Source organism: Emticicia sp. W12TSBA100-4 (assembly GCF_040253585.1).
In the GTDB taxonomy this organism is placed as follows: domain Bacteria; phylum Bacteroidota; class Bacteroidia; order Cytophagales; family Spirosomataceae; genus Emticicia.
The window spans coordinates 65609-82277 of the sequence record NZ_JBELAU010000009.1; the positions used below are offsets into that span (position 1 = coordinate 65609).

A 16669-nucleotide genomic window follows, 5' to 3' on the forward strand; every position below is an offset into this window, starting at 1 on the left:
ATTAAGAATGTATGGAATCAGTAATTCCTAATTCTCAATTTTTAATTCTTAATTGCGAAGCAAAATGAACTTAGAAATAATTACTCCTGATAAGAAAGTTTACGCTGGTGTTGTTGACTCGGTAATTTTACCAGGAAGCAACGGTGGATTTCAAATTTTGAATAACCACGCACCCATCGTTAGCACACTCGCTAAAGGAAACTTAGTTATCGAAGCCAACGGCAAAAAAGAAACTTTCGTTGTGGATGGTGGCGTAGTTGAAGCAGCCAAAAATAAAGTTTTGGTTTTAGCTGAGTCAGTAGCTTAAAAACTTTTCTTGAAAAGAATATCCGAAAGAGGCATAGAGAATTCTGTGCCTCTTTTGGTTTTTTATGCGAAATGAGAGTATATTTAAATGTTACATGACAATTTTTATTTTATAGTGAAAAATCTGTGGTAATCTGCTATATCAGTGTCATCTGCGTGCTAATTTTGTCAAAAAAGGAACGCAGATGACGCTGATTTTTACAGATTTACACTGATTTAAAAATTACCATGCAGTATTGTCTATTTACTTAAACAATAAACAACAACAACCATCAATAATTTTTGAACCTCAAAGATTATAAATAGGTTATGTAACTATTACTTATCGTATTGATGCTCATAGATAATCACGGAAGACCCATTAATTACCTGCGATTGGCCGTTACCGACCGCTGTAATTTGCGTTGCTTTTATTGTATGCCCGAAGAAGGAATCCAATATTTGCCCAAACCGCATTTATTGAGCTACGAAGAAATGATTCGACTTTGCACGATTTTGGCCGAAATGGGCATTAGTAAAGTCAGAATTACGGGCGGAGAACCTTTTGTTCGTCGAGATATTATTCCTTTTCTGTGGAAATTGTCGGAAATTGAGGGAATCAATAAAATCAATATTACGACCAATGGTGTACTTACCGCTCCATTAGTGCCAGAATTAAAGAAAATTGGCATCAGTTCGGTTAATCTTAGCCTTGATTCGCTCGACCGCCAACGATTCTTTGAAATTACCCGCCGAGATGAATTTCCGAAGGTTTGGGCAACACTCGAAGCACTTCTCGAACATGATATTCCAGTAAAAATCAATACGGTAGTGATGGCGGGCAAAAACGACGAAGATATTTTATCAATGGTCGAATTAGCTCGCAATCAAAACGTTTCATTGAGATTTATCGAAGAAATGCCATTTAACGGGGAAGGACTTCGCCCCGAACAAATGGAATTTTGGAATTATAAGCGAATTATAGATTTGATTCGTTCGGCTCACCCCGAGTTGTACAAATTACAAGACGAACCAAACTCTACCTCTTACAACTATCATGTTCCCAACTTTAAAGGAACAGTCGGCGTAATTGCAGCATTTAGTCGCACTTTCTGCGGTACTTGTAATCGTATTCGTGTAACGCCTACGGGCAGTTTCCGAACTTGTTTGTACGATGACGGTGTTTTCAATGTAAGAGATTTTATGCGTCAGAAATTATCTAATGAAGAAATTAAACAACGCATTTATGATGCCCTTCAAAATCGAGCAAAAGATGGTTTTGAGGCCGAAAATCGTCGTACAAGCGTAGTTTCAGAATCAATGACAACGATTGGTGGATAAATCCAATGAGAGAATGATTCAATGATAGGATGATAGAATATTAAAATTAGAATAAAACTTTACAAATTACCAAATTCAAAAAAAGTATGTTAAAAGCAGAAATGATTACCGACAAAGGTACAATGACAATCGAATTTTATGAGCAAGATGCTCCGATTGCAGTAAATAACTTTGTTACTTTAGCAAAAAAAGGTTTCTACGATGGTTTGATTTTCCACCGTGTGATTCCAAACTTTATGATTCAAGGTGGCGATCCAACTGGTACGGGTGCTGGTGGCCCAGGATATACAATTCCTTGCGAATTGACAGGAAATAACCAATACCACGATAAAGGTGTACTTTCGATGGCTCACCGTGGTCGTAATACTGGTGGTTCGCAGTTTTTTATCTGCCACAACCGCTCAAATACGCAACACTTAGACCGTAATCATACTTGTTTCGGTAAAGTCATTGAAGGTCTTGATGTTGTTGATGCGATTCGTCAAGGCGATAAAATCCAAAAAATCAATATCATTGAAGTTGATGCCTAATGTTTTATCATTGTTTGACAATCAATGAGATTTTAGAACGCTGATGACGCTGATTTTCAAACGCAGATAAACGCTGATTTAAACATCTGTGTGAATCTGCGTTACTTGTATCTGCGTTATCAGCGTTCTAATTTTGTAGGATATTGATTTTTAGCTACTCCGAAACTTGTTTATCGAGTAGCTTTTTCTTTTTGCTTCATCAAAAATAATTATTTCTTTCTATCTTCGCATAAAATCAAACTTCATCCATTTTATATGAAAAAACTATCCATCTTTACCCTACTTACCCTAAGTTGTAGTTTGGTGGTTCAAGCCCAACGTCCTGCGGCCACTACCGAATACAATGCCAATACCCGATTTGAACAAATAGGAGCGGCATTGCCTACACCAAACACTTTCCGTACGGCAGCGGGTAGCCCTGGGAGAGATTATTGGCAACAAAAAGCCGACTACGACATCAAGGCTGAACTGGACGACTCAAAACAGTCGATAACAGCAACTGAAAAAATCACTTATACCAATAACGCCCCCGAAGAATTAAGGTATTTATGGCTGCAACTCGACCAAAATCTCTTTGCAAAAGGTTCGATGGGTACAAGCATTGGTCAATCTGCCATTAACCCAGCTAATGGTGCAAGTTTCAATACTTTGGGCAATATGACTGGAGCAAATGCTAAAGATTATGGCTATAAGATTTCGGCTGTAAAAGATGCTCTCGGAAAAGATTTGAAATATACCATCAACGAAACCATGATGCGTATTGATTTACCAACACCTTTGGCAAAAGGCATGGCTTTTACGTTACAAGTTGATTGGAAATTTAATATCGTAGATTTGAAAGGAAGTGGAGCAAGAAGTGGTTTCGAACTTTTCCCGAAGGATGGAAATGTTTTATATGAGATTGCTCAATGGTTTCCACGCATGGCGGTTTATGATGATGTAAACGGCTGGCAACACAAACAATTTTTAGGTCAAGGCGAGTTTACACTACCATTTGGCGATTATAAAGTAGCTCTGACTGTTCCAAACGACATGGTTGTTGGTGCAACGGGCGAACTTCAAAATGCAAAAGATGTTTTGACAACTACGCAAATCAAGCGTTTGGAGCAAGCAAAAAACACTAAAACTCCAATTGCCATCGTAACGCAAGAAGAAGCAGAAGCTGCTGAGAAGCGGAGTGCCGCCCAAGGCCAGCCAACTGGCAAAAAGACTTGGGTTTATGCTGCTAAAAATGTGCGTGACTTTGCTTTTGCGGCTTCTCGTAAATTTATCTGGGATGCCATGCAAGTTGATGTAGAAGGCAAAAAAGTTTGGGCGATGTCGCTTTACCCGAAAGAAGCTAATCCACTTTGGGGACAATACTCAACGAGAGTGGTTGCACACACGCTCACAAGTTATTCAAAGCGTAGCATTGCTTATCCTTATCCAGTCGCTTACTCAGTGCATGGTTCGGTTGGCGGTATGGAATACCCAATGATGAGCTTCAATGGAGCAAGACCTGAAGCTGATGGTACTTACTCGGAAGGCACAAAAAACTTCTTAATTTCGGTAGTAATTCATGAAGTTGGACATAATTTCTTCCCGATGATTGTCAACTCTGACGAACGTCAGTGGTCGTGGATGGATGAAGGTTTGAATACATTTTTGGAATGTTTGGCTTCGCAAGAGTGGGACAGAAATTTCCCAGTAGGCGGGATTGAGCCACAGGCAATTACTGGCTACATGAAAATTGATGCTGCCAAACAAAATCCTATTATGAGTAGTTCGGATAATATTTTGCCAGGAACTTTTGGCCCAAATGCTTACTCAAAACCTGCAACTGGTCTGAACATTTTGCGTGAAAGCGTAATGGGTCGTGAATTATTTGATTATGCTTTTAAAGAATATTCTCGCCGTTGGGCATTTAAACACCCAACACCAGCAGATTTCTTCCGCACGATGGAAGATGCTTCGGGTGTTGATTTAGATTGGTTCTGGAAAGGCTGGTTCTACGGCGTTGAGCCTGCCGACCAAGCAATTGCCAATGTAGAATGGTATAGTATCGACAGCCAAGACCCAACCAAGCTAAAAGCAGCCGCTAAAGCCGATGCCGATGCAAAAGCACAGACTTTGAGTAATATCCGTAATAAAACCGATATTAAAGAAACCGTTGTTGAGGCAGACCCAACCATGAAGGATTTCTATAATACCTATGATAGATATGCCGTAACTGATGCCGATAAGAAAAAATACGAACAATATTTATCAACTTTGAGCGAAGATGATAGAAAACTCATCGAAGAAGGAAAGAATTTTTACGTAGTAAATCTGAAAAATAAAGGTGGCTTAATTATGCCAATTATTATTCAAATGCAGTTTGAAGATGGTACTAAAGAAGACGTAAGAATTCCAGCCGAAATTTGGCGTTTGAACGATAAAGAAGTAAAGAAAACGTTGGTAACAACTAAAAAAGTAGCCAAATTTAAACTTGACCCTTATCACGAAATTCCAGATATTGACACTTCGGATAATGCTTTCCCGAAAGAGCCTGAGCAACCAACAAAATTCCAGGCCTTTAAGCAAAGAAGTTTTGGCGGTGGCAGTTCAAACCCAATGCAAGAAGCATTGAAAAACAAACCAGCCGGAACTCAAACGAGTGGTGATAAGAAATAAAGAAGTTTATCGCAAGATTTAAGTAAAAAAGCGTGAAGAACTGAGTTCTTCACGCTTTTTTACTTAAATCTTTATCAAAATCGGTTTTTGATTACTATACCTCAAAGGTTTTTGGTTTCCCAAACGCACGATACTCATTTCATAATTTCCCACAGGTAGATACTGTAAATAAGCAGTCTGCATCAAAGTTTGGCTAAAATTGCTTTGTTTTTTTATGCTTTCTAATAAACTATTTCGCTGAGGGAAAAAAGAAAAAACAAAATCCTTTGTCTCGGATGATAGAACCAAGTAAAAGTCATCTGCTGAAGATATATTATCAGGTAAGACCGCAGAAACGCTTAGTTTTTTCATTGAGCAACCCGCAACTGTATTCTCCACTTTATAAGATGTATTTATTGCTATTCCTTCCGCTGATTTTGTTGTATTCTTTAGATTTTTAATTAAAAAATCAACATTTCCGTTGGTGGGTACTTGCACTTTTAGGTCTTTCATTAAAGACTTATAATAATCATTATCACAAAATGCTTGAAACTGAGCTGTGATTTTATCGTTTACATACCAATTATACGTATCTGCCACTAAATACTCATAATTTTTTTTTATATCATACGAATATACCCAAGTAGATAGTATGTTATAAAAAAATGCCAAAAAGAGCGTAATTGTCAAAAATAAGTGTTTAACGCGGCTTGGGGTTTGAAAAAATCTAAGATACAAAAGGGGAATGAGTGATAAGATGATAATAGTAGAATAAACTTTATAGCGACTGATGAGAACATCTGGACGTTTATGCCCTGCAACAACTCCTACAAGCATTGCAAATAGCACTATTGCAAAAAAGAATAGTTCGGCCCTGTCTGGTTTTCCACCTTTTAAAATATCAGATTTAATGATGTAGTATAGTAATCCCAAGCTTGATAATACCCCTAATATTAGTGAAAGTGTACTATCTCCTTCAAAATGTGCAATTCCCCCAATAAACCTCAGCGTATTTAAAACTTTATCAATTTCAAGCATGATACTATTATCAGTCATTGACATTTTTGATAAAATAATCGTACCGATTAAAGAAAAAGTGAGCCAAATACTTCCACCGAAATACCTCTTTTGTAAAAAAAGCAAGAGAGTTCCTGTATAGAATACCATGATACCTGTGCTACTCGTGAGATAGGCCAAAACAGCAAAGAATAGAGCCAAAAAAGAGCACAATCTTGGATTTTTTATGAAGCACAAGCAATATAAAGCAATTATTGAAAAAAGAATAACCGAAAAATTTTGGTGCGAAGCCATTCCCCAAAAGTAGTTTTCGTAGAATTGTAGCGAGATTCCAATTAAAGGAAAAAGTGAAAGCCAAAGCCATGATGCCCCCGTATGTCTCTTAAATACACAAGCCATCATACATATACTTGCAAACCAAGACCCATTGCCGATAATCATCATGTATATTAAACTAAATTTTTCTCTGAGAAAAACATACAGAACTAAAGCTGTGCCCTTGGTGTAAGCAATAATATGCTCTAAATTTGAAGCAAAGAGATAATCTGGAATTATATTACCTTTTTCTCTATATTTTTTTTCAGCCATCCATGTAAAATCATAAACAGCCCAGTAATCATCAAAAAAAGGTAGGCTAACGGCATATTTGGTAAAGAAATATGCAAAAGGAGATAAACTTATGAGTAGAAAAACAGTAAAGAGCCGTTGTGTTTTCATTGCTTTTTTGAATATCTTGTCTCTATTTATTTTTCAAAAAGAGTTTTTTAGCCTATATAATTGCCTCAAAGTTGCAACAGAATTTTGATATCTGACATTAGGATTCTATTAGTTTTGACAAGTTATTGATTTTCAGCAACTTACAATGATTGGTATTGGAAAATAGTAAGTACTTTACAAACAGAGATATTAGATATTCAACATAATTTAGACAACAAAACCATCATGCAAACACTCAAACTATCAATCGAAGACCATATTGCTCATGTGATAATCAATCGCCCCGAAAAAGCCAATGCTTTGAATCAAACTGCTTGGGACGAAATCACCGAAGTTTTTGAATACCTCGACGAAAATCCCGAAGTAAGAGTTGTAGTACTCGAAGGTGGCGAAAGCAAGCATTTTTGTGCAGGAATTGATTTGAGTCTGTTGATGTCAGTTTCTCAGACCAACATCGCCTGTGATGCCCGCCGACGTGAGCGTGTGCGTAAAGATGTGTTTCGTCTGCAAGCACCCATCAATGCTATCGAAAACTGCTCAAAACCTGTTTTGGCAGCCATTCATGGTGGTTGCATTGGTGGTGGAATAGATTTAGTTTGTGGTTGTGATATGCGTTATTGCACCGATGATGCTTATTTTACAATCAAAGAAATTGATATGGGAATGGTGGCCGATTTAGGTACTTTGCAGCGTTTACCTAAACTCATTGGCGATGGACTGGTGCGAGAAATGGCCTATACTGGCCGAAATATAGAGGGGAAAGAAGCCGAGAAAATTGGTATCGTCAATCGCTCATTTGCTGATAAAGCTACGATGATGCAGGAAGTAATGAAAATAGCTGCTACGATTGCGTCAAAATCACCGTTGTCGATTCGTGGAACAAAACATATTTTGCTTCACACCCGTGACCACTCAGTGGCTGACGGACTCAACTACATGGCAACTTGGAATGCCGCCATGTTGCTCTCAAACGACCTTCAAGAGGCCTTTGCCGCTAAAATGCAAAAACGTGATGCTAATTTCGAGAATTGATAAAGATTTTAGACAAGAGACAAAAGATTTGAGAGGAAAAATGGTAAAAATTCAAAACTTTTCTCATGTCTCGTGTCTTTTATCTAAAATCTTTATTGTAAAAAATGTGGTTTTTCAATTTGAAAGGAAGTAATTTTGCACCCGATTTGAGCAGTTTTACTCAATTCTTCAATTTTATTATCAATTTTACAAAAAAGTATCATGTCTGCATTAAATTTAGTCGCTGACAGAATCAATGCGTTGGAAGAATCTGCCACGCTTGGTATGTCGAAAAAGTCACGTGAATTAGCGGCACAGGGACACAAAGTAATCAACCTCTCAGTTGGAGAGCCAGATTTCAAAACCCCAAAACACATTTGCGATGCTGCAAAAGCAGCAATCGACGCTGGTTTTCACCACTACACGCCCGTAGCAGGTATTCCTGAACTACGAAAGGCTATTGCAGACAAACTTAAACGTGAGAATAATATAGATTGGAAACCAGAGAATATTGTGGTTTCAACGGGAGCAAAACATTCTTTGGCAAATGTTATTTCTTGTTTGATTAACCCAGGTGATGAAGTAGCTATTTTATCTCCATATTGGGTAAGTTATTCAGAAATGGTAAAATTGGCCGAAGGAAAATCGGTAATTGTAGAGGGAAAATTTGAAAATGATTTCAAAGTAAAACCTGAGCAATTAGAAGCAGCCATCACAGACCGTACGAAAATCGTAATGTATGCTTCGCCAAATAATCCAACTGGTTCGATTTATAGTGAAGCTGAATTGAGAGCATTGGCTGCGGTTATCGAAAAGCATGAAAATATTTTCGTTTTAGCTGACGAAATCTACGAATATATCAACTTTACTGACGAAGGACACTTCAGCATGGGTTCTATTCCATCATTGAAAGACCGTGTAATTACAGTAAATGGTTTTGCTAAAGGTTTTGCTATGACTGGCTGGCGTCTGGGCTACATTGCCGCAGCAAAATGGATTGCTGATGCTGTAGAGAAACTACAAGGACAAGTAACATCGGGAACTAACTCAATCGCTCAACGTGCAGCGGTTGTTGCTTGGGACGATACTTCGGCGGCAGAATCAATGAAATTAGCTTACTTACGTCGTCGTAATTTAGTGGTTGGTTTATTGAGAGATATTCCAGGTTTCAAAGTAAATATGCCTGACGGAGCGTTCTACGCATTCCCAGATGTAAGTTATTATTTCGGAAAATCTGACGGAAATGTAACTATCAAAGATGCTGACCAATTGTGTATGTGGTTGTTGGAGACAGCCCACGTAGCACTTGTGGGTGGAGGCTCATTCGGAGCTCCAAACTGTTTACGTCTTTCAACTGCCGCTTCTGACGAAGCACTTACTGAAGCAGTTGCAAGAGTAAAAGCGGCTTTGGCTAATTTGAAGTAAGCACTTTATAAATATAAGGACGGCATCGCTTTGAGTGATGCCGTCCTTTTTTATACCCTCCAATCCCAAACAACTACTCGCCAAACTTCATTTAGATTTTTATCTTCAAAATCTTTCACAGGAATAAACCCTACTCGTGCGTGAGCTTTCAATGAGCGAGTATTATTAGTTGAAATATCAGTTACGCACATTTCATATTTTGCGGATAATTCTTCTCGGAGTTTCTGATACATTCCATCAAAAAAGCCCATGCTGCGGTAGCCTTCTCCTACACAAACTTGTCCCATTACTACATAATTAAAATCTCTCAGTTTTTGACTTTCGTAATCTATTTCATCAATTGCCTCGAATAAGGTTTTTAATTCTGGGACATCGTTTCTGAATTGTGGTAACATCGCCAAACAATAAGCCACAACTGTATCGCCATCTTTTACGATAACGCTCGGTTGAGCATCATTCATTGCCTTTAACACTGCATATTCATGCTCTACCGTTACAAATCCTTGGCTTTGGATTTGCTCAGTTGTAAGGTTTTTCTTGAGGTTTTTTTGTTGAAGTGCTAAAATTCCTCTAACATCATCGTCGCTCTTGACGGTCGTAATAATAGGTTTTATCGTTGATTCCTGCATAGTAAAGTTTGAAAGCCGCAATTAAGGCACGATTGAAATGATTTACAAGATTTCGGAGATTGAATTTTTATTTTATAGATTCTAAACGTAAGTTGTCCATCAAATTAATCTTGAAATCAAGATAATCTTAGTATATCTTTGGAAAAATTATTTTCAAACTACGCCATTTATTCCTCTATTCATGAACTTCAAACAAGCTTTAGTTACCTTCTTTGGTAGCTTATTATTTTTGCCACAAATCAGCAAATCTCAGTCGAAAGATGAGCAATATCTAATCATTGGCACATATACTCGCCCCAACACTAAAAATCCGAGTGAGGGAATCTATGTCTATAAATTCAATACCGCTACTGGCGAATTTAGTGCTGTTAGTAAAGCTACTGGCATCAAAAATCCATCATTTTTGACAGTTTCTCCCAACCAAAAATTTGTTTATGCTGTCACCGAAACAAGCGATGGCTCGGTAACAGCCTATAGTTTTGATAAAAAATTAGGAAATCTGACTAAACTCAATACCCAATCATCGGGCGGAGCCGACCCTTGCCACATCAGCATCGACAAAACGGGAAAATGGGTTTTAGTCGGAAATTATTCGGGAGGAAATTTGTCGATTTTGCCCGTTGAGGCCGATGGTTCGCTTGGAAAAGCTACACAAACCATCAATCACGAAGGTAAAGGCCCAAATGCTGGTCGTCAAGAAAAACCGCACGTTCATTCGGTAAATATTGCCCCGAATAATCGAGATATTTTTGTACCAGACTTGGGCATTGATAAAATTATGACGTATAGTTTAGATGCTAAAAATGGTAAACTTTTGGAAGGAAAACCTGCTTTTACGAAAGTAGCAGATGGCTCGGGGCCACGCCATTTTACGGTTCATCCAAACGGTAAATTTGCTTATGTGATTCAAGAATTAAGTAGTACCGTTACGGCTTTCAATTATATTTCGGGTAAATTATCGCCTATTCAGACAATAACGACGCTTGCCAAAGATTTTAAAGATAAAAACAAGAGTTTTTGTGCCGATATTCATATCTCGCCCGACGGAAAGTTTCTGTATGGCTCAAACCGTTTTGTGGATGCGGGCAATAAAAATGGAATTTTTGCTCCTAATAATACTACTGATACAATAGTTATGTATAGCATTGACCAAAAAACTGGCAAACTAACCTACATCGGCAACGAACCAGTTTTAGGAAAAATACCTCGTAACTTTATGATTACACCCAATGGAAAATTCGTTTTGGTAGCTAATCAAGAGACAGATAATATTGTAATTTTTAAAAGAGATGCCAAAACAGGAAAATTATCGCCAACAGGAAAGCAAATTGAAGTACCTGTACCTGTTTGTTTGAAAATGGTGGAGGTGGAGTAATTTGTAGGACAGGTTTCTAACTTGTTACACAGCAAAACAAGTTAGAATCGGAGTTGCGAACAACCTTGTGCTACAAATCTTACAAAAACAAACTCAAACTCGCCCCAAATTGCCAATTTCTTGGAGCTGCGGTGTTGAAAAAACGATTTCCTACGGCATTGATGTCATTGCCGAGACTATATACTTCATTGAGCAGATTATCTCCTGCGGTGTAAATATTCAAGCCAATTCGCTCAAAATTTTTACGATAGCCAATTCTTGCATTCAGTAATTTATAAGAATTGGCATAAACCGTATTAGCATCAGTCAACGGAATTCGGTCGGTGAAATTGAGGGTTGAGTTGAGGTAAAAGCCCTTTTTTGTTTGTACATCCACGCCCGAAACCCACACTTGACGAGGCACGCCTGTAAGTGCATTACCCGATAAATCGGTTTTGAGTTGAAGGTAGTTTTTAAAGCTATAATCGTTGAACGTATAACTCGTAAAAACTCGCAATTCTTGAATAAATTCTTTGTCTATATTCTTGATAATCAAACTATTTAGTAATAATTCAAGTCCGTTTTGGAGTGTGCTTCCTGCATTCGTGAAGATTTCTCTCCCTGCATTGTCGGTGCGGCGAACGATGGTGTTTTTTAGGCGAAATGAATAGGCCGTGATATCAAAATTGATTCGTTTTTTTAGCAGATTTCCACGAGTACCGATTTCGTAGTTGATACCTTTTTCGGGAGCGAGCGATGGCACAAACGTACTATTTTGATAACCGCTGATGTATTCGGTAACGGTTGGCGGAGAAAAACCACTACTCACACTCGCAAAAACCGAGATTTTATCTTGTATTTTTTTCAAAAGGGCAATTCTTGGCAAAAATGCCGCTGGCAATAATTCTGAAATTGGCTTAATTTTCGGAGCATCCGACAAGCGAGTAAAATCATACTTGAAACGATTATAACTACCGCCAATCGTCAGGATAAAGTTTTGCGGCAAGTCGGTTTCGAGTTGACCAAACAAGAAATAATTCCAAGCCGCTACGTTATCGTTGGTCTGTAAAGTATCAATAACGCCCGCTTTATTGCCAAAATTACGAATCACCCAAGCTGATTTTTGGAGTTCACCGCCCACGGTTAAGCGATTTTTCAAATTCCCGATATCAAACGAATAATTCATTCGACTTCTTCCTCCAAAAGTTTGTTCGTTACGGATTTCATAATTCGTAATAAATGGATTTCGTAGTTCGGAAACAGTTCCGTAAATACTCGTTACGTTTGTCCAATGAGCATCCAAACGGTATTCTTGCGAAACCCCAATGTTGAATAATTTCTGATAAATTCCTGCCTTTTGCTGAATCGAACTTGGCAAAGTTGCCGTAGCCAAACGTGCCTGACTTGGGTCTTTTTCAAACTGTGCTTGCGTGAGTCCGCCTGGGGTTTGGTACTTAATATCCGAATATAAAGTACTGATATTTAAGATTTTACTGGGCGAAACGAAATAACTCGAACGCCAACTTAGCACATCACGCACGGCCGCACTATTTTGTCGATAGCCGTCGGTTTGGGCATGGGCATAACTCAGCACCGAATTGACTTTTTCGGAAGCCACATTCCACGAAAAATTTCTATTTTGCAAGCCATAACTGCCATAAGCCACGCCAGTATTTATATAATTTGTGTGACCTTTTCGGATGTTATTTCCATCGGCTTTTGCTCCTTCGAGTAGCACAACGCCGCCCGTTCCTGCACCATAAATGCTTCCTGCGGGGCCTTTGATTACTTCGACATTGCCGATTGTATTCATATCGAGTGAGTTCAGAAAAGTATTTCCATTGCCATCGGTCAGCGAAATATCATTCCAATAAACTTTTACATTCCGAACTCCAAAAGGCGAACGCAGCGAACTTCCACGAATGGCCAAACGATAACTCCCAGGCGAGCGTTCTTCCATGCGTACGCCTGGCAAAGTATTGAAAACTGGCACGAGCGAAGTGTTTTCAAAACGTTGTATATCTTTGATAGTAAGCACATTAACCGATGCAGCGGTTTCGCTCAACTTGCGTTCGGTTTCAAAACCTCGCACTACAACTTCGTTGAGTTGTTTGGTTGAATCAGCTTCTTGGGCAAAACAATTTAGAGCGATAAAAGCAATAAACAGCGTATTAGAAAGGTAAGTTTTAAGCATTATTTGAGAATTAAACATATGTTAAAATCGGTCAGACCAGAGGTACAGACCTTTTATTCAATCGAAAAAGCACCTGTATCGTACAAAGAAATAAGATTGAGGTGTAGGCTATCGGCTTGGTGTTTGAGATTTTCTACTACGTATCGTTTATTAGAATCATCGACAATGATTAAGCCCGTTTGGAATTTACTGAATGCTGGCTCTAATTTCCTAATGGCATTGTTTGAAAGCAACACATAATCGGCATTTCCTTGCAAATTTCCGTTGAATTTTTGTTGTAACCACAAGATTCGTTTTCCCTCAAAATCCAGAAAAGTTATGCCTTGTTTGTTGGCGTACTGATTTAACGCTAAAAGATTTTTATTCACAACTCCGTGTTTATCATAATAGTTTTTAAGATGAAAATCATAGATTTTCTTGCTACTTAACAGAGCCGTATCGGCAATGAACGTGGCGGATTTTCCATCAAGGATGCTTATACCCGACTTTTTAGGAATAAAATGAAAAGTCAATGCTTTTTGATTACTTTGAAAATAATCCTTCGTAATATTCAGACAAACTAAAATACTCATAATCAATAAACTAACTCGCAGATATTTGATTTCAGAGCGTAGAAAAAAGAGAATTATTAGCAGGATTGCTGCATACAAAAACAGCATTTCGGGAATTGACATCGAAAAACCTTTCAGCGTACCAAAGGGAAGTTTTTCTACGAAAAAAATGCTTTTATTGAGCCAAACGAGTGAGTATTTCAAGATAAACGTAACAATATCCGATAAAAAAGGAATGGGGGCAACCAGCAATAGAAGTAAACCCGCAGGCAAAACCGCAAACGAGAAAAACGCTACAAATGGATTGGCAATGAGGAAAAACGTCGGGAATTGATGAAAATAATAAACACTCAACGGAAAAGTAAACAACTGTGCGGAGAAACAAACACAAGTACCTTCCCACAAACTTCTGATAATCAGATTGTTGGGCGTTGCGAGTTGATTGAGATAAGGATACAAGAAAACAATGCCAATAATGGCCAAATACGATAACTGAAAACCTACATCAACCAGCCAATAGGGATTCCAACAAAGTAGCAAAAGTGCCGAAATAGCGAGTGTATTATAGATATTTTGTCGGCGGTCGATGGCCGTTCCGATTTGAATAAACGAAAACATCACCGTTGCCCGCAAGACCGTTGAAGAAAGCCCAGTAAAAACAGCATATCCCCACAAAAGCAGAATCACGACCAAAGCAAAGATTTGTTTGCCGTATTTTCCACGCTTTTTTATCCAACCCAACATCCAGCCGAGAAACAAAAACAAGATTCCAACGTGCATTCCCGACACCGAAAGCACATGAATCGCCCCCGAAGCAGAATAGGCATCGAGCAGTTCATTGTCAATATCATCACGCAAACCAACAACCATCGCACTCGCAACACCATATTCGTTGGGCGTTTGAATTCGAGCCTTAAAAACGCTATCGGCATATTGATTGGCTTTGTACGAAAACTCCAAAATTTTAGATGGTGCTTCGTGGCCCATTTTGATGTATTCCTGTCCCCACAAAAAATGGTGGGCATAAATCCCTCGGTATTGCATAAACCTACGGTAATCAAATTCTTCTGGGTTTTTCGGGGCTTCTACCTCACGGGGCATATCTTTTATCAAAAAAACATCGCCATATTGCGGTTTCTCTGACTCTTGTCGGTTGAAATAAAGGAGTGTTTTACCAGTAGAATTTTGCCATTTACCATCCACTTTTATGGCATTTATTTCTGCTTCAACTTTGTAGGTTTTGGGTTTGGTTTCGGCATTTGAAATAATAACAGCTTGATAATGAGTAAACTGTGGCAAATTAGTATAATGACTTGGCTGATTGATAGCGGTTTTCTGATAAGTGAGCAACCAACCAGCCAAGAAAATAATAAACATGAGTGTTGTTCCACGCAGAATAGGTTTTTGCGTAAAAATTGAAGCGATGAAAACAATCAATAAACCGCCAATCAAGTAATAGATAATTGTTGGAGAAAACGGTAAACCACCGTCAGACGGAACGCCGCCAGCCTGCGTGAGCAGGAAAACAGTTATCCCCAAAATAAAAAACAGCAAGTATCTGACTACTGGAAAAGCGGTGAATTTCATTTCTTGATTAATTTATCGAGTAACCAATTTTGTATAACTTCGTTTTCTTCGGGAAAAGTCCAATGACCTGTTTCTTGATATAATTTTAATTCTTTTGGTGAAGAAATCGAATTATACGCAGCCCACATCGAAGTCGGTGGACAAGTTTCATCATTGAATCCCATCGAATAAATACACGGCACTTTAAGGTTTTTGGCAAAATTTACCACATCATAATACGCAGCAGTCTTAATTTTGGCTTCAGTATTATGGTGCGGATTATTTTTATCAAAAATATGTGGCCAACCGCCCGCACGACCTTTCAGATAACCAACCATGTCGGACATAGCTGGGTAAGTCGGAGCTGCCCATTTTACACGAGAATCAAGAGCAGCCGTAATAATTGACAAAGCTCCACCTTGACTTCCGCCCACAACGGCCAAATTTGTGCCATCAAATTGTGGTAAACTTACCAAAAAATCATTGGCACGCACACAACCCATAAATACTTTTTTATAATAATATTGGTCACGATTATCTAAATTATAAGCCCAATAACCGCTGAGTGCGGCTACTCCCAAATCGGTATAAACGCCCAAATCCATCGTTACGGGAATTCCGTGAATGCCAATTTCTAAAGTTATTACTCCTTTTTCGGCAGTTCTAACATCACCTGCATACGGACGCACGCCCGCACCTGGCACACGCAACAAAGCTGGATATTTTCCTTCTTTTTTCGGTACACACAAAATGCCATATAAGCGAGTTGTGCCACCTTCTTTATAATTTTGAAGGTTTAGGTGATAAACATTCACAGTTTCGGTGCATCGTTCGGGAAGCAAAGTCATTTTTGCATCCATCGGCACTTTTGCGAGATTTGCTTTTGCTTTATTCCAAAAATCCATAAAATCGCTCGGCATTTCTAGTGCTGGTTGAATTTTTTCGGGTTCAAAAGCAGCAGTTGCCAGATTTCGGTATTCTTTTCCATCAACTTTGGCAATGACCGTACAACGCAAAAAGCCCGAAGTTGTCATTGTCCCACCATCGAGCTTTATCATTCCATCTTTCAGAGTAGCACTATCTTTCTTTGTTTCAAACTTTTCTGGGCCAATCTGATAAGTGATTTTTGTATTTTTCAAAGGATTTCCCCATTTGAGAACCGTTACTGAGAAAGTTACTTTTTCACCGATTTTATACGTCCAATCTTCATGGTCAGGTGCAACCATAACTTTTATCATTTGCGTAGCTGGTTGGGCAAAAGCCAAACTGCTAACGAGCAGAAAAGAGAGAATGTAGAAGAGTTTTTTCATTGATTATAAAGGTTTTAGGGTTGAATGTTTTTGTAAAAAGTGTAAGTTTTCTTAATTTCCCCTCCTTTTCAAGGAGGGGTGTCCTGACGAAGTCGGACGGGGTGGTTT

12 protein-coding genes are annotated in these 16669 nt (G+C 38.6%); 7 read left to right on the forward strand and 5 right to left on the reverse strand.

The genetic code is table 11. From position 1 onward, the window contains the following. The first annotated feature begins 64 nt into the window (after window positions 1–64). The 4 genes from atpC (at window position 65) to ABR854_RS14200 (ending at window position 4808) form a co-directional block, all read left to right on the forward strand. Window positions 65–307, forward strand: a complete 243-nt coding sequence (gene atpC, locus ABR854_RS14185) for an ATP synthase F1 subunit epsilon (protein ID WP_188767103.1) — start codon at window positions 65–67, stop codon at window positions 305–307. A gap of 332 nt (window positions 308–639) precedes the next feature. Beyond that, complete coding sequence (moaA, locus tag ABR854_RS14190; RefSeq protein WP_350266072.1) at window positions 640–1626, forward strand: GTP 3',8-cyclase MoaA; 987 nt, start codon at window positions 640–642, stop codon at window positions 1624–1626. Window positions 1627–1712: 86 nt separating this feature from the next. Further along, window positions 1713–2156 carry a peptidylprolyl isomerase gene (locus ABR854_RS14195; RefSeq protein ID WP_350266073.1) on the forward strand — a complete coding sequence of 148 codons (444 nt, stop codon included), beginning with the start codon at window positions 1713–1715 and terminating at the stop codon, window positions 2154–2156. Between the two features lie 255 nt (window positions 2157–2411). Continuing rightward, window positions 2412–4808 carry a M1 family metallopeptidase gene (locus ABR854_RS14200; RefSeq protein ID WP_350266074.1) on the forward strand — a complete coding sequence of 799 codons (2397 nt, stop codon included), beginning with the start codon at window positions 2412–2414 and terminating at the stop codon, window positions 4806–4808. Window positions 4809–4871: 63 nt separating this feature from the next. Here the strand turns inward: ABR854_RS14200 and ABR854_RS14205 are convergent, their stop codons facing one another. Beyond that, on the reverse strand, window positions 4872–6521 hold the full coding sequence (locus ABR854_RS14205) for a hypothetical protein (RefSeq protein WP_350266075.1): 1650 nt from the start codon (window positions 6519–6521) through the stop codon (window positions 4872–4874). 225 nt (window positions 6522–6746) lie between these two features. On the opposite strand from ABR854_RS14205, the gene ABR854_RS14210 reads away from it, so the two are divergent. Together ABR854_RS14210 and ABR854_RS14215 are read left to right on the forward strand one after the other, a co-directional pair. Continuing rightward, window positions 6747–7553 (forward strand): crotonase/enoyl-CoA hydratase family protein, encoded by an 807-nt coding sequence (locus ABR854_RS14210; protein ID WP_350266076.1) that lies wholly within the window; start codon window positions 6747–6749, stop codon window positions 7551–7553. 201 nt (window positions 7554–7754) lie between these two features. After that, a complete protein-coding gene (locus ABR854_RS14215; RefSeq protein WP_350266077.1) occupies window positions 7755–8957 on the forward strand; it encodes a pyridoxal phosphate-dependent aminotransferase in 1203 nt (400 codons plus the stop codon). A gap of 50 nt (window positions 8958–9007) precedes the next feature. On the opposite strand, the gene ABR854_RS14220 is transcribed toward ABR854_RS14215, so the two are convergent. Then, on the reverse strand, window positions 9008–9586 hold the full coding sequence (locus ABR854_RS14220; RefSeq protein WP_350266078.1) for a GNAT family N-acetyltransferase: 579 nt from the start codon (window positions 9584–9586) through the stop codon (window positions 9008–9010). 181 nt (window positions 9587–9767) lie between these two features. Between ABR854_RS14220 and ABR854_RS14225 the strand changes: the two genes are divergently transcribed. Then, window positions 9768–10961, forward strand: a complete 1194-nt coding sequence (locus ABR854_RS14225) for a lactonase family protein (protein WP_350266079.1) — start codon at window positions 9768–9770, stop codon at window positions 10959–10961. A gap of 79 nt (window positions 10962–11040) precedes the next feature. Here ABR854_RS14225 and ABR854_RS14230 read toward each other — a convergent pair whose 3' ends face one another. From ABR854_RS14230 to ABR854_RS14240, 3 genes are read right to left on the reverse strand one after another with little or no spacing between them, the layout of a single operon-like run. Further along, the gene (locus ABR854_RS14230; protein WP_350266080.1) at window positions 11041–13134 is read right to left on the reverse strand and encodes a TonB-dependent receptor; all 2094 of its coding nucleotides are present in this window, start codon (window positions 13132–13134) and stop codon (window positions 11041–11043) included. 53 nt (window positions 13135–13187) lie between these two features. Further along, window positions 13188–15272: a ComEC/Rec2 family competence protein gene (locus ABR854_RS14235; RefSeq protein ID WP_350266081.1), complete on the reverse strand. Its 2085-nt coding sequence runs from the start codon at window positions 15270–15272 to the stop codon at window positions 13188–13190. Then, a complete protein-coding gene (locus tag ABR854_RS14240; protein ID WP_350266082.1) occupies window positions 15269–16561 on the reverse strand; it encodes an acetylxylan esterase in 1293 nt (430 codons plus the stop codon). The genes ABR854_RS14235 and ABR854_RS14240 overlap by 4 nt, the downstream gene beginning before the upstream one ends. Between the last annotated feature and the right edge of the window lie 108 nt (window positions 16562–16669).